Consider the following 15,340-nt stretch of genomic DNA (forward strand, 5'->3'; position numbering starts at 1 on the left):
TCAAACAAGGCGTTTGGATGACCAAACGCCACAACAACAAAAACTGTTGGCAACTTCTAGCTTGGGGTCAAGCGCATTGCCAACACTCATGGATAATCCATTCTACAAACACCCGTCTAACCGGACGATAGCCCTTGAAGACCAACCTGCCACTGAAGTCCGCCCAACTTGCACATGCATTGACATTGTGTGGCATGTTGCTATGGCACACGGCCGGCAATGCGCAATCGCAAGCATCTCAAGCAGGGGTTGTCAGCCCATCTCAAGGCGTGATACTCCAAAACAGCACCCGTTTAGAAGAAAAAATATCCGACAGCGAACGGAAAAACTCACCTGCTCATGTCTCCGGCCAAAGTATCAAAGCCCGCCCAGACCTTGATTTAATCATTCAAGGCGATGCTGCTTTAAGAAAGCAAGGGCTCACTGTTCGGTCTGACCGAATCGAATATGACCAGTCAAGAGACAGCTTGAAAGCTGAAGGCCGGGTTCGCATCTCTCGTGAAGGTAACTTTTTTGAAGGCCCATCACTCCACCTCCAAGCCGACACCTTCCAGGGAAAGTTTTTACAGCCCCAATACCAATTCCTCAAAGGTGGGGGGCATGGAGGCGCCTCCGAGATTGAATTCATCGATTCTCAAAGGGCCATTATCCGGAATGCCACCTACACAACTTGTGCGCGAGTACCAGGACCCAGTTGGCTTCCAGAATGGATTTTGCAAGCAGCCAGTTTTCAGGTCAATGAAGAGGACAACACCATGCAAGCGAAAGACTTGCAGCTTCGCTTTCACGATGTGCCTATTTTGGCCGCGCCCTCTTTGACGTTTCCTTTGGATAGCAAACGATATTCTGGCTTTTTGGCGCCCTTGGTCGGCATTGACTCCGTCAGTGGCATTGAAGTTTCTTCACCCTATTATTGGAACATTGCACCCCACCGCGATGCAACGCTGACCACCACGGTCATGTCAAAGCGTGGCTTGGCGCTCGATTCAGAGTTCCGTTATTTGGAGCCCCTGCATCAGGGCCAAACTCGCTTCAATTGGATGCCCAATGACCCCCTGCGCAAAGAAAGTCGGTGGGGTCTGTCCGCGCAGCATTCGGGTGAAGCCGATACTGGCATGTCTGCGTTGGGCCGAGTCGGTGTCGGTATCAACATCAATCGTGTCAGTGATGACAACTATTGGCGAGATTTTCCACGCGCTGGCTTGTCCTTGACCCAACGACTGCTCCCGGCAAGTGGCAGCCTTCATTGGTCCCAAGGTGATCTTTCCATGATGGCGCTGGTTTTGCAGTTCCAAACTTTGCAAGACATCAGCTCGCCCATCACGCCGCCCTACAACCGATCACCCCAGATTCAGGCGCGTTACAACAAATGGAATGTACACGGATTTGACACCTCTATCACCGCGGATACAACACGCTTCGAAGCAGACTTCAGCCAAGCGCCAGGTGGTGCCAGTAGCATCTTACGCAACGGTCAAAGAAGTTTTGCTGCCATGCAGGTGAGCCGACCTTGGCTTAGTTCTTGGGGATTTATCATCCCAAAAGTTCAATTGCACGCCACCCGTTATCAATTTGACACGGCCTTGACCAATGGCCAAGTTGAAGTCGATCGTTTGTTGCCCACCTTCAGTTTAGATACCGGCCTCGTCTACGAAAGAGATGCCAATTTCTTCAACCGAGAATTGCGGCAAACTTTAGAGCCACGCGCTTTCTTTGTCAGAACACCCTTCAAGGATCAAAGTACCTTGCCCAGCTATGACAGCGGTGCAACCGACTTCAATCTGACCACGATTTACTCTGAAAATCCCTATGTAGGACAAGATCGCGTCGCAGATAACAATTTGGTCACGTTGGGTGTCAACAGCCGATTCTTTGACGCAACGACTGGTGCCGAACTGGCTCGCTTTGGCTTGGCTCAGCGTTATCGATTTTCCGATCAATTGGTTCGCTTGCCCGGAGAATCGACCGTTGCCTCTGGCCTCAGCGACATCTTGTTAGGTGCAGGTATGCGTTGGGATAACCGGTGGACGCTGGATGCCACTCATCAATTTGACGCCCAAACTCACAACTCGACCCGCAGCACTTTGACCACGCGGTTCAATCCAAGCCCCTACAAAGTTTTCAACACTGCCTATCGATTCACCCGGAATCAAAGTGAGCAGATTGATGTGGGTTGGCAGTGGCCTCTGCGAGATTTTTCCTTTAGCAAAGACGCGCGCTCATCGCCTTATTCACAAACACTGGCCCCAGGACAAGGCTTAGGGGCAGAGCGTTGGTACAGTGTTGGCAGAATGAACTTCAGCCTGAAAGACCGAAAAATGGTCGACACGTTGCTTGGCTTTGAATACGATGCTGGTTGTTGGCTGGGTCGAGTCGTCTATGAACGCCTTCAGAGTACCACCAGTACCTCTCGCAGCCGAATTTTGTTCCAACTCGAGTTTGTGGGTTTAGCCCGGGTTGGCTCAAGCCCATTGAAAACATTGCGCGACAATATCCCCCGTTACCAATACCTTCGCGAAGACTTGGCGCCTACCAGCAGATTTACCAACTATGACTAAATTTTCAGCGACTCATCCTCTGCCATCTCAGTGTGTGCAGAAGTCAACCTTTGTCGTTTCGGCAAGTCAATTTTTACGCCCCTTGGGTTTGTCATTTCTTATCGCTTCTGGCATTTTGTGTTCCGCACAAGCACAAACCGCTGCTAAAGCTCGTTCTGCCGATTTCATTGTGGCGGTGGTCAACTCTGAGCCCATCACCAACAATGAAGTTCAAGCATTGAAGTCAAGAATTCAAAACGATTTGCCACGCGGCACGAAATTGCCCGATGACCAAAGCTTGGCGAAGCAAGCTATCGAACAATTGATCATTGAAAAAGCTCAGCTTCAAGTAGCACGTGAAAACGGTATTCGCGTAGAAGACGCCGAGATTGAGCTCACTGTTCAAAATATTGCACGCCAAAACCAATTGACGCAAGAGCAGTTGTATCAACGCATAGGTCAAGAGGGTTTAACGATTTCAGCGTTTCGTGCGCAACTTCGCACCCAACTCATGATCAACAGGCTGCGTGAACGCGAGGTTGAAAATAAAGCTCGCATTTCTGACACAGACGTCGAAAAAGAAATTCAATCTCGGCAACTGAACAATCCGACAGGCACGGTTGCCATGGATTTGAATTTGGCAATGATTTTGATTGCGGTCCCCGAAAACAGCACACCTTCTGAAGTGGCAGCCTTGCAAGCCAAAGCGCAGCAAATATCACAGCAGGCCAAAAATGGTGAGAATTTTGCAAGTCTAGCGACCAAATTCTCGGAGGCAGCCGACAAAGGCGCCAATGGCGGAGAAATGGGCCTGCGCTCTGCCGAGCGTTATCCCACTCTGTTTGTTCAGGGCGTCCAAGCTTTGAACATCGGTGATGTTTCTAATCCTCTGCGTTCAGGCGCTGGCTTTCATATTTTGAAAGTCTTAGAGAAGAAACAAAGCGACTTGAGCGGCACCACCATTGTGCAAACACGTGCGCGGCACATCTTGCTCAGGCTCAGCAACGACCTGACTGAAAGCGCTGCACGAAATCGTTTGTTGTCTTACAAGCAACGCATTCAATCGGGCACTGACTTTGCTGAAATGGCTAAACAATTTTCTCAAGATGGCAGCGCGCCTGCAGGTGGCGATTTGGGCTGGGCAAGTCCTGGGCAATTCGTTCCTGAGTTTGAAGAAGTGATGGCGCAACTCAAGCCTGGTCAAATCAGCGAGCCCTTGGTCTCTAGATTTGGGATGCACCTGATACAGGTGATGGAGCGTCGCGAGGCCCCCCTAACTTTGCGCGAACAACGCGAAATGGTGCGCGGTCAATTGCGAGAGAAAAAAATGGAAGAGCTTTACACAGCCTGGGTCCAAGAGTTGCGCGGCCGAGCCTATGTTGAGTTACGCGATCCTCCTCAATGAAGCACATCGCTAGAAAAAGATTTGGCCAACATTTCCTGTCAGATGGCGGGATCATAGATGCCATTGTCGATGCCATCCACCCTCAAGCAGGCCAAGCCATGGTGGAGATTGGCCCAGGGCTGGCCGCTCTGACTCAACCCCTGGTTGAACGCTTAGGTCACCTCACTGTCATTGAGCTCGATCGCGATCTTGCGGTAAGACTTCGCATGCACAAACAGCTGAGCGTGGTCGAGTCGGATGTTTTGAAAGTCAACTTTACGGAGTTGGCCAAGGATCAAAAAATCCGGGTTGTTGGCAATTTGCCGTACAACATTTCAACGCCCATATTGTTTCACTTGCTAAACCATGTGGCCGTGATTGAAGACCAACACTTCATGCTTCAAAAAGAAGTGATTGATCGCATGGTAGCCTCACCCGCCACCTCTGACTACGGCCGTTTGTCTGTCATGCTGCAGTGGCGTTACGACATGGAAAATGTCTTGTTTGTTCCGCCCGAAAGTTTCGATCCACCACCCCGGGTTGACAGTGCCGTGGTTCGCATGATTCCTCGTGCAGCACCGGCGGCAGTTGACTTTCAATTACTTGAAAAAATGGTGCAGGTGGCTTTCAGCCAGCGACGCAAATTGCTCAGGCACACCTTGGGCGCTTGGCTCACCGAGAGAAATTTTGCAGGCACCTTTGATGTACAACGGCGTGCTGAAGAAGTGCCGGTTCAGGAATACCTCGATTTAGCGCTTCAATTGAAAAGCTAGACACTGCTCAGCGAAAGTCGACTGACCAAAGCGCTCATTAAAAAAGCTGCAAGAACCTGACGGTCCTTGCAGCTTTTTTGTTTGGCTATTTGTTTTGCTATTGCGATGATTAAGCAGCAGCGAGCCAGTAACCCGCATTGAAGGGGCTACTCATGCGAAGCGCCAAAGGCGACACATCCACGAGTTTGTCGGTGGGCATTTTCTCGCCTTCTTCGGCCACAATTTCTAAACCATCGGCGTCAAACTCGGGCGCTGGTTCTGGCAGTTTTTCGCCGCCAGCGGTCGCTGCACGAGCCACTGAGAAAGAATAGAAGCAACGGAATGGAATCTTGCGATCACCCCAATAGTCGGCAGTGTCTCTAAAGATATCAAGCAATTGTTCGCGTGCTTCTTTGTCAAACTTTGAGTTGGCAGGAATGTGCTCCAACACCACGATGAAGCCAGGCTGGGGGCCTGATTTGTGAACGGGGTCGGTCATGCTGTCGTACAAGGCATCAAAGTTTTTGCCAAAGTGGGTCGGCAAAGTGAACTGTGCAGCGATCAAATCAAGCACGTCTTGCTTGCTTTGTGCTTTTGACAAATTGGCATACAAGAAATGCTGGCCCAGACCTTGTGCGGTCTCTTGCAGGTCACTCACGCGAAATGCGCGAATCGACTGGACGATATTGGTCCTCACGCCCTTAAGCAGTGTTTCTTGATCCTGTCGAATTGGCTTGTCCATCGCCTTACTCTCTCTCTAAATTTTTAAACAGCCTTGTGGGCCTTCACCTAACACTGAACATCCGTATGGGGACGTTCAACTCTTTTTTTCTAAGCCTTGGGCAGTGCGCACGGTTTAAGGTGTCTTCACAATTTCCCGAAAACTTGCGTAGTGATCTTGGGTGTAATAACACTGCTTGGGTAAGCTGGGTTGTTCACCACCACACACAATTCTTCGAGCGCCTCGGCTCTTTTCCCCTGGGGTTCTGACGGTATATTCGCGGTAGAAACCACGCTCGGCTTTGGGCAAAAGTCGCTCTCGATTGCCAAACACAACCCCATCCTTTTCATATCGAAAAGGCCCACCCAGTAGGATGAGACGATAGGTTTCTTGGCCCTCTTTGGGCAACTCTTGCAGCGAAATGGGTGCTGTAGAAACTGCTTCTGGATTGGCCTTGGCGTGCACCAAATTTGTGCAAGAACCCCAAGCCAAGCCCAAACTGACGGCAATGGCAGCAAAACCAAGCGATCTTCGTCGCATGAGATTGCTGTTAAGCACAGCCGAAAAGTCCGTTAACACACTTAGCACCCATCAATAACCATTCATACCCTCAAAATCCTCGGGTAAACCCGGAAATTCGAAGGCGCTAGTGTGCCGCAATGCACAAAAAATTGCAAGTACTTTCCCCAATTTTGGGGATTTACAGGCTTCGCAAGGCTTTCGACTAAAAAGGCCGCTAAGGGCCCTTTTCAGCGAACGGCGTTAGCGTCTGCAACGGTCAAAGCCGTCATGTTCACAATGCGCCTGACAGTGGCGCTAGGGGTCAAGATGTGAACCGGTTTGGCTGCACCCAACAAGACTGGGCCAACGGCAATGTTGCCGCCGGCAGCTGTTTTGAGCAGATTGTAGGAAATATTGGCGGCATCAATGTTGGGCAAGACCAAGAGATTGGCGTCGCCGTGCAAAGTGCCATTGGGCATTTGAAGCGCGCGGGCCTCGCCGTCCAAGGCGATGTCACCATGCATTTCACCGTCAACTTCTAACCAAGGCGCGTTCTTTTGCAGCAAGGCCAAGGTTTGACGCATTTTGACTGCGCTCGGTTCGTTGGAAGTGCCAAAGTTGGAATGTGACAGCAGCGCCGCTTTGGGACGTATGCCAAATCGCTTCATTTCGTGCGCTGCCATGACCGTGATCTCGGCCAACTGCTCAGCGGTAGGGTCGTAATTGACGTGGGTGTCGACCAAGAAAACTTGGCGGTTCGGCAACATCAAACCATTCATGCAGGCAAACGTATTGACGCCTGCGCGCTTGCCAATCACTTGTTCCACATAGGGCAAGTGCGCGGCGTTGGTACCCCAGGTACCGCAAATGAGTCCGTCCACATCGTCTTTGTGCAAGAGCATGGCGCCAATCAAAGACAAACGGCGGCGCATTTCAATTTTGGCAATTTGCACCGTGATGCCTTTGCGCTCGGTCATGCGGTGGTAGGTTTGCCAGAAGTCACGATACCGGTGATCGTCCTCGACGTTCACCACCTCGTAATCTAGGCCTTCTTTCAAACGCAATCCAAATTTTTCGATGCGTTCGGCAATCACGGCAGGACGACCAATCAAGGTTGGACGGGCCAGCCCTTCGTCAGCGACAATTTGGGCGGCGCGCAAGACGCGTTCTTCTTCACCTTCACTGTAGGCCACGCGTTTTTTCAGGCCACGTTTTGCAGCTTGGTAAATTGGCTTCATGGTGGTGCCAGAGGCATACACAAAGCTTTGCAGGCGTTCGCGATAGGCTTCCATGTCTGTGATGGGACGCTGTGCTACGCCGCTGTCGGCAGCAGCTTGTGCCACTGCCGGTGCAATTTTGATCATCAAGCGTGGATCAAACGGCTTTGGAATCAGGTACTCGGGTCCAAACACCAAAGGCTCACCCGCGTAAGCCGCGGCGACCACTTCACTTTGTTCGGCCTGCGCCAATTCGGCAATGGCATACACCGCGGCAATCTCCATCTCTTGCGTGATGGTGGTGGCACCACTGTCCAAGGCGCCCCTAAAAATATAGGGGAAGCACAGAACATTGTTCACTTGATTGGGATAGTCTGTTCGGCCTGTGGCCATGATGGCGTCGTCGCGAACCGCTTTGACATCTTCAGGCAATATTTCTGGATTGGGATTGGCCAGTGCAAAAATCAATGGCTTGGCTGCCATTTTTTTAACCATGTCTTGCTTTAAGACACCGCCCGCAGACAAGCCCAAGAAAACATCGGCGCCGTCAATGACTTCGGCCAAAGTGCGCAGGCTGGTTTTTTGCGAGAACTGAATTTTGTCTTCGTCCATCAACTCCGTGCGGCCTTCGTAGACCAAGCCGGCCAAGTCGGTGACCCAGATGTTTTCGCGGCGAATGCCCAACTTGACCAGCAAGCCCAAACACGCCAGGGCGGCAGCACCCGCGCCCGAGGTAACCAACTTCACTTGGCTAGGATCTTTGCCCACCACTTTCAAGCCATTCAGGATGGCCGCGCCAACGGTGATGGCTGTGCCATGTTGGTCGTCGTGAAAGACGGGGATTTTCATGCGCTCGCGCAACTTGCGCTCCACATAAAAACAGTCGGGTGCCTTGATGTCTTCGAGGTTGATGCCGCCAAAGGTTGGCTCTAAAGCCGCAATGATTTCAACCAATTTCTCGGGATCTTTTTCATTGATCTCAATGTCAAAGACATCAATGCCAGAGAATTTTTTAAACAGGACGGCCTTGCCTTCCATCACTGGCTTGCCAGCCAAGGGGCCGATGTCGCCCAAGCCCAAAACAGCAGTGCCGTTGGTGACCACACCCACCAAGTTGCCACGGCTGGTGTACTTAAAAGCCGCAGCAGGGTCTTTGACAATTTCTTCACAAGGCGCCGCAACGCCAGGTGAGTAGGCCAGTGCCAGATCGTGCTGGTTGACCAACTGTTTGGTGGCCGCAATGGAGATTTTTCCAGGGGTGGGGAACTCGTGGTATTCAAGTGCCGCACGGCGCAGTTGTGCGCGTCGTTCTTCTGAATTGGCATTTGCCATGTCTTGTCTCCTGTTGGTCAGCAGATGCCTGGCCCAACGGGCCAAGGCTTCAGTTCTGCATGCTCACATTCTAGACCTCAGGACATAGCGAACTTGTTGTGGAAAACCGCATTCAAAGTTCGCTGTGTTTTAACTTCTAAGCAAAGCCGAAAAGGCCCGAAAATTTAAAGGGTTACTCACCCCTTCATCAAGGCTTCAATTTCTGCCACTTTGACAGGCACATCGCGGGTGATGAGTTCACACCCTTTGGCCGTCACCACGGCATCGTCTTCAATGCGAATGCCAATGTTGTGGAAACGCTCTGGTACGCCTGGCGCAGGGCGAACATAAATGCCAGGTTCGATGGTTAAAACCATGCCCGGACGCAGAATGCGGCTAGGGCGATCTTTGATCAGCTCGCCACTTAAAGGGTCCTTGCGCTCGCTGTAGGTGCCGACTTCGGAGGGCTCAACATAACTGCCGCAATCGTGCACATCCATGCCAAGCCAGTGGCCAGTTCGGTGCATGTAGAACTGAAAATAGCTGCGGTTGGCAATGACGTCTTGCGCATTGCCAACCTTGTTGGCATCGAGCAAGCCCACATCCAGCATGCCTTGCGCCAACACCTTCACAGTGGCTTCGTGCGGATCGACAAAACGTGCGCCTTCATGGGTGGCGGCAATGGCAGCCTCTTGAGAAGCCAAGACCAATTCATAAAGTTCACGTTGTGCCGCGCTGAATTTGCCATTGGCAGGAAAGGTGCGCGTGATGTCGCTGGCATAACCGTCGAGTTCACAACCCGCGTCAATCAACACCAAGTCGCCATTCAAAATGGGACCTGCATCGGCACGGTAATGCAACACGCAAGCGTTGGCGCCGCCCGCCACAATGGAGCCATAGGCGGGATATTGAGAGCCGTGCTGGCGAAACTCGTGCAGCAGCTCAGCATCCAAGTGATATTCGCGAACGTCTTTGCCGGCGCGCAACATAGAGGCTGAAAGCTTCATGGCCCGTATGTGAGCGCCCGCACTGATTTGAGAAGCACGGCGCATGATGGCCAGTTCATGATCATCTTTGACCAAACGCATCTCGTCCAAAATACCACACACATCGCGCTGCTGTTCTGGGCACAAAGCCCCATAGCGGACACGTGCACGAACTGCGTTCAAGCCGGTCTCGATGCGCGCGGACAAGTTTTGGTGAGTTGCAAAGGGGTACCAAACAACCGATTTATTTTCGAGCAAAGCGGGCAGCTTGGCATCAAGCGCCGACACCGACCAAGCTTCATTGACCGCCAATGTGGCAGGTGCGGCCTCTGGGCCCAATCGAACGCCATCCCAAATTTCACGCTCTAAATCTTTGGGCTGGCAAAACAGGGTGGCGTGGCCGTCAGAGGTCAAAACCAACCATGCGTTGGGCTCGGTAAACCCCGTTAAGTAATAAAAGTAACTGTCATGCCTGAACAAGAAATCACTGTCGCGGTTGCGTTGACGTTCTGGCGCTGTGGGAATAATGGCAATGCTGTTGGGGGCTTGCGCAGCCATTTGTGCAGCCAGTTTGGCGCGGCGTTGTGCGTACAAGTTGGAATCAAAGGTCATGGTGCTTGAGTGTTTTTTTCTTGTTGCGAAAGTTTAAGGGGTGGCCGAGGATTGGTTCAAGTCCATGAGCCTCTCAGGGGTGCCCACATCTGTCCATGGGCCCTTATAAAGGCTGGCACTGACCAGGCCACGGTCCATGGCCGAACGCAGCAAAGGCGCCAATGGCGCAGCTTTGCCTTGAGGGTTGCCAACAGGCATGGCCGTGAATTGCGGATCAAAAAATTCTTTTTTGTACATGGCAAATGTGCTGAACGTCAACAATGACGCTGGCTTCGGAAGGTTCAAGGCCAAGCCCTCAGCTGACAAACCAAAATCCCCACCCAGGTTGTGAGGCGGATTGGGAACCAGCCAAATGTGCGCTAGCTGGTCACTGCTTTGAAAGTCTTGTACCGCTTGGTTTGAAAAATCGAAACCGGGTGCGTAGATATCGCCAGCCACCACCCAAAAAATAGGCGCCAAAAATGGCAAGGCTCGGACAATGCCCCCAGCCGTCTCGAGGGCATAACCAAAGTCTTTGCCCTCATGCGAATAGCGAAGCCGAATGTGACCAACGGTCGGCAAATCCGGATTCAAGCCAAACTGAGATTCAATCTGATCGCCCAGCCACGCGGTATTGATCAATTGGTCGTGATGTCCTGACTTGGCCAAGGCCTCCATGTGCCATTGCATCAAGGGTTTGCCGTGAACCGTTAAAAGAGGTTTGGGGGTTTGGTCGGTGAGTGGGCGCATGCGTTCGCCCCTGCCAGCCGCCAAGACCATGACGGTCGCCAGGCTTTGCTCAGAGGTTCCGACCCATTCATTGGAGGCCGCAGGCACTGAATTGGATTCCAAGGTATTCAAACGCATGCCGCTATGTTGCCACGCTGTAGGGGTTAAGCAAGCTCCCGCGCAGTAAAATATTGGGCTTGGTTGGCAATTTCTTTGTCAACGTCATCGTCAGATACCTACGACTCATTTTTTTGGAGCCCCCCATGGCAATTAACCAACCCGCAGCTCATCAAATGGCCAACGCAATTCGTGCCCTGGCCATGGACGCTGTTCAACAAGCCAATTCGGGCCACCCCGGTGCGCCCATGGGCATGGCCGACATGGCTGTGGCTTTGTGGGGCGAGCACTTGCAACACAACCCCAAAAACCCCCATTGGGCCAACCGCGATCGCTTCGTGTTGTCCAACGGTCATGGCTCCATGCTCATTTATGCATTACTGCACCTGACTGGCTACCCACTGCCCATGACGGAGTTGAAAAACTTCCGTCAGTTGCACAGCAAAACCGCCGGTCACCCCGAAGTGGGCATCACCCCTGGCGTTGAAACCACCACCGGTCCTTTGGGACAAGGCATCACCAATGCCGTGGGCATGGCTTTGGCCGAAAAATTGTTGGCCACCGAATTCAACCAACCTGGCCACAACATCGTTGACCACCACACCTATGTGTTCATGGGCGACGGTTGCTTGATGGAAGGCATCAGCCACGAAGCATGCGCTTTGGCTGGCGCTTGGAAGCTCAACAAGCTGATTGCCATGTACGACGACAACGGCATCTCCATTGATGGTCAAGTGGCGCCTTGGTTCATTGACAACACACCCCAGCGTTTTGCCGCCTACGGCTGGAACGTGATTGATGCCGTCGACGGCCATGACGCTGCGGCTGTGTCCAAAGCCATTGCCGACGCCAAAAACAGCGCCGACAAACCCACCTTGATTGTTTGCAAAACAGCTATCGGTAAAGGCAGCCCCAACCGCGCCAACACCTCCAAAGCACACGGCGAACCTTTGGGCGCCGAAGAAATCAAACTCACACGCGAAGCTTTGGGCTGGACCTCGGAGCCATTCGTCATCCCCAAAGATGTGTACGCCAACTGGGATGCCAAGCAAAGTGGCGCAGCACGCGAAGCCGATTGGAACAAAGCGTTTGCCGCCTACAAAGCTGCACACCCTTCATTGGCCAAAGAATTTGTGCGCCGCATGAAAGGCGAGTTGCCCAAGAACTTTGCACAAACCGCTGTTGACGCTGTCATTGCTGCGCACACCAAAGCCGAAACCGTGGCGAGCCGCAAGGCCAGCCAATTGGCCTTGGAAGCCTTCACAGCGGCCTTGCCAGAAATGTTGGGCGGCTCTGCTGACCTCACAGGTTCCAACCTCACCAACACGTCTTCAACACCTGCACTTCGCATGAACTTGGCCGGCGATGTGGTGAAAAATGACAAGGGCCAAATGGGCCGCCACATCAACTACGGTGTGCGCGAATTTGGCATGGCCGCCATCATGAACGGTGTCACTTTGCACGGTGGCTTCATTCCTTACGGCGGTACCTTCCTGACTTTCAGCGATTACTCACGCAACGCCATTCGCATGGCAGCGCTCATGAAGCAACGCGTGATCCATGTGTTCACCCACGACTCTATCGGTTTGGGCGAAGACGGCCCCACACACCAGTCGATCGAACACGCGGCCAGCTTGCGCTTGATTCCTGGCCTCGATGTGTGGCGTCCTGCGGATACCGCAGAAACCACTGTGGCTTGGGCCGTGGCTTTGGAAAACAAAGATCGCCCCACTGCTTTGTTGTTGTCACGCCAAAACTTGCCTTACGCCCCCAAGTCCGATTTGGGCGAGATCAGCCGCGGCGCTTACGTGTTGGCTGAACCCTCACGCGTGGGCATTGCCAAAGCCAAGGCCGTGATCATTGCCACAGGCTCTGAAGTTCAGTTGGCCTTGAAAGCACAAGAATTGTTGGCCGAGAAGAAAATTGGTGTGCGCGTGGTCTCGATGCCCAGCACCACCACCTTCGACCGTCAAACCAGCAGCTACAAATCTGAAGTTTTGCCAGCTGGCTTGCCCCGTGTGGCCGTTGAGATGGGCAGCACCGATGGCTGGTGGAAATATGGCGTGTCAGCAGTGGTAGGTATCGACACCTATGGTGAGTCTGCCCCTGCGCCCGTGCTGTTCAAACACTTTGGTTTCACTGCAGAGAACGTGGCCGAAACCGTGCAAGCAGCTTTGCAGAAAAAATAATTTCTGATTTCAGCGCTTCACTTGAATCAAATTCAAATTTAACTTTAAAGGAAATAGATCATGGCGATCAAAGTAGGTATCAACGGTTTTGGCCGCATCGGCCGCATGGTGTTTCGCGCCGCCGTTCAAAATTTTTCTGACATCGAAGTGGTCGGCATCAACGACTTGCTCGAGCCCGACTACTTGGCCTACATGCTCAAGTACGACAGCGTGCACGGCCGCTTCAAAGGCGAAGTGTCTGTCGACGGCAACAACCTGATTGTGAACGGCCGCAAAATTCGTTTGACACAAGAGCGCGACCCCTCCGCTCTCAAATGGAACGAAGTGGGCGCCGACATCGTGATCGAAGCCACTGGTTTGTTCTTGGACAAAGCTTCTGCCGAAAAACACTTGACCGCTGGCGCCAAAAAAGTATTGATGTCTGCCCCTTCCAAAGACGACACTCCTATGTTCGTGTTCGGCGTGAACCACGCCAAATACGCTGGCCAAACTATTGTGTCCAACGCTTCTTGCACTACCAACTGCTTGGCACCTGTGGCCAAAGTGTTGAACGACAAGTGGGGCATCAAGCGCGGTTTGATGACCACCGTGCACGCTGCAACAGCCACACAGAAAACAGTGGACGGCCCTAGCAACAAAGACTGGCGCGGCGGCCGCGGCATCTTGGAAAACATCATTCCCTCCAGCACGGGCGCCGCCAAAGCGGTGGGCGTGGTCATTCCTGAGTTGAACAAAAAGCTGACTGGCATGTCTTTCCGCGTGCCAACCTCCGATGTGTCTGTGGTTGACTTGACTGTTGAACTCAACAAAGAAGCCACCTACGCAGAAATTTGCGCAGAGATGAAAGCTCAATCACAAGGCGCATTGAAGGGCATCTTGGGTTACACCGAAGACAAAGTGGTGGCCACTGATTTCCGCGGCGAGCCTTGCACCAGCGTGTTCGATGCCGACGCAGGTTTGGCCTTGGACACCACCTTCGTGAAAATTGTCAGCTGGTATGACAACGAGTGGGGCTACTCCAACAAGTGCTTGGAAATGGTTCGCGTTATTTCTAAATAATGACGCTTTTTTTCTGAAGCAAAGGCCCGGTGGTTTTCACTGGGCCTTTTTTTTGAGGTCTTGCATTCGCTTTGCAATGTCCATGACACCAATCACACTGACACCCTCTTCAACGGGCCAACCAGATTCAACCGGCGCCACGATGAACGCCTCATCAACCCCGACATCCTCACACGCCTGCCAAAAACCTTTAGTGACTTTGGGTGCACTTGAGAACTTGATTTCAAAACCAATTTTTTTTCGGCCCAGCTCCACCACCACATCGAGTTCTGCGCCGGCTGCTGTTCTATAAAAAGACATGCTGGCACTTGATGGCAAGTGTGCTGATATCTGCTCAATCACAAACCCTTCCCAAGACGCGCCCGTGCTTGGGTGTCCTAACAAATCGTTGACTTCTTGGATGCCCAGCAAGCTGTGCAACAAGCCACTGTCCCGCACATAAACTTTAGGCGATTTAACAAGCCGTTTGCCGAGATTCACAAAGTAGGGCTCTAGTTTTCGAACCATCAAGGTGTCGCAAAGATGATCTAAATATCTGCCGGTAGATGAAGCTGAAATACCCAAGGATGCCGCTACCGCGGATGCATTGAACATCTGACCATGCAAATGGGCGACCATGCGCCAAAAACGGTGCATCAAAGGTGGCGATACATTGATGCCAAGCGCTGGAAAGTCTGAATTTAAAAAATGACGAATTAAAGCTTGGCGCCAATCCCAAGATGCTTCGCTGGTTTTCGCTTGATAGCTGTTTGGAAACCCGCCTCTCAGCCAAAGTGTCTGGTTATCCTCAAACTTTTCAAATACCTCACTCAGTACAAGTGGCGACATGTCGACCAATGACAAGCGGCCGGCCAAAGATTGCGACTGCTTCAACAACTTAAACGAAGCTGATCCCAACAACAAGAAGCGTCCTGGGCGACGGTCCGCGTCGATTTCGCCTCTCAATTCATTCAAAAGTTCAGGCTGATTTTGAATTTCATCCAAAACCACCAAACGATCACGGTTCGCCTTAAAAAACAAAGACGGGTTGCCCAACTGCGCCATGGCTTGCGCAGTGTCCAAGTCTAAATAAACGGCTTTTTGAAGGTCTACAGCCAAGTCCTTGGCCAAAGTTGTCTTGCCTACCTGGCGAGGCCCCAGAATGCCAACGGCCGGACTCCATAGAAGCTGTTCAGCAATTTTGGCGCGGGTTAGTCTTTCAAACATCCTTGCATTTTAGTCACGCCGTGACGAATATGCAAGGATA

At 52.3% G+C, this 15,340-nt stretch carries 10 protein-coding genes and 1 pseudogene; 5 read left to right on the plus strand and 6 right to left on the minus strand.

Annotated features, from left to right (window positions below; genetic code table 11):
• Positions 1 to 134: 134 nt before the first annotated feature.
• The 3 genes from AMM03_RS06970 to rsmA all read left to right on the plus strand — a co-directional run bounded on the left by AMM03_RS06970 (position 135) and on the right by rsmA (position 4,694).
• A complete protein-coding gene (locus tag AMM03_RS06970; protein WP_228764600.1) occupies positions 135 to 2,558 on the plus strand; it encodes an LPS-assembly protein LptD in 2,424 nt (807 codons plus the stop codon).
• Between the two features lie 88 nt (positions 2,559 to 2,646).
• Positions 2,647 to 3,942, plus strand: coding sequence for a peptidylprolyl isomerase (locus tag AMM03_RS06975; RefSeq protein ID WP_228764601.1), 1,296 nt, complete (start codon positions 2,647 to 2,649; stop codon positions 3,940 to 3,942).
• A complete protein-coding gene (gene rsmA / locus AMM03_RS06980) occupies positions 3,939 to 4,694 on the plus strand; it encodes a 16S rRNA (adenine(1518)-N(6)/adenine(1519)-N(6))-dimethyltransferase RsmA (RefSeq protein ID WP_090129854.1) in 756 nt (251 codons plus the stop codon). The genes AMM03_RS06975 and rsmA overlap by 4 nt, the downstream gene beginning before the upstream one ends.
• 301 nt (positions 4,695 to 4,995) lie before the next feature.
• On the opposite strand, the pseudogene AMM03_RS06985 reads toward rsmA, so the two are convergent.
• The 5 genes and pseudogenes from AMM03_RS06985 to AMM03_RS07005 all read right to left on the minus strand — a co-directional run.
• Positions 4,996 to 5,415: pseudogene (locus AMM03_RS06985) on the minus strand (barstar family protein); the annotation flags it as partial.
• A 114-nt stretch (positions 5,416 to 5,529) separates the two neighbouring features.
• Positions 5,530 to 5,934, minus strand: coding sequence for a guanyl-specific ribonuclease (locus AMM03_RS06990; protein WP_090129858.1), 405 nt, complete (start codon positions 5,932 to 5,934; stop codon positions 5,530 to 5,532).
• 209 nt (positions 5,935 to 6,143) lie between these two features.
• A complete protein-coding gene (locus tag AMM03_RS06995; RefSeq protein WP_090130736.1) occupies positions 6,144 to 8,444 on the minus strand; it encodes an NADP-dependent malic enzyme in 2,301 nt (766 codons plus the stop codon).
• A gap of 176 nt (positions 8,445 to 8,620) precedes the next feature.
• Positions 8,621 to 10,021 carry an aminopeptidase P N-terminal domain-containing protein gene (locus AMM03_RS07000; protein ID WP_090129860.1) on the minus strand — a complete coding sequence of 467 codons (1,401 nt, stop codon included), beginning with the start codon at positions 10,019 to 10,021 and terminating at the stop codon, positions 8,621 to 8,623.
• A gap of 33 nt (positions 10,022 to 10,054) precedes the next feature.
• Positions 10,055 to 10,780 carry a nucleotidyltransferase family protein gene (locus AMM03_RS07005; RefSeq protein ID WP_090130739.1) on the minus strand — a complete coding sequence of 242 codons (726 nt, stop codon included), beginning with the start codon at positions 10,778 to 10,780 and terminating at the stop codon, positions 10,055 to 10,057.
• Positions 10,781 to 10,992: 212 nt separating this feature from the next.
• Here AMM03_RS07005 and tkt point away from each other — a divergent pair, with 212 nt between their 5' ends.
• Positions 10,993 to 13,035, plus strand: a complete 2,043-nt coding sequence (gene tkt, locus AMM03_RS07010) for a transketolase (RefSeq protein WP_090130742.1) — start codon at positions 10,993 to 10,995, stop codon at positions 13,033 to 13,035.
• A 60-nt stretch (positions 13,036 to 13,095) separates the two neighbouring features.
• Positions 13,096 to 14,094, plus strand: a complete 999-nt coding sequence (gene gap / locus AMM03_RS07015; protein ID WP_090129862.1) for a type I glyceraldehyde-3-phosphate dehydrogenase — start codon at positions 13,096 to 13,098, stop codon at positions 14,092 to 14,094.
• Between the two features lie 36 nt (positions 14,095 to 14,130).
• Here the strand turns inward: gap and AMM03_RS07020 are convergent, their stop codons facing one another.
• Positions 14,131 to 15,300 (minus strand): ATP-binding protein, encoded by a 1,170-nt coding sequence (locus tag AMM03_RS07020; RefSeq protein WP_090129864.1) that lies wholly within the window; start codon positions 15,298 to 15,300, stop codon positions 14,131 to 14,133.
• Between the last annotated feature and the right edge of the window lie 40 nt (positions 15,301 to 15,340).

It is taken from the genome of Limnohabitans sp. Rim11 (assembly GCF_001269365.1).
Classification (GTDB): domain Bacteria; phylum Pseudomonadota; class Gammaproteobacteria; order Burkholderiales; family Burkholderiaceae_C; genus Limnohabitans_A.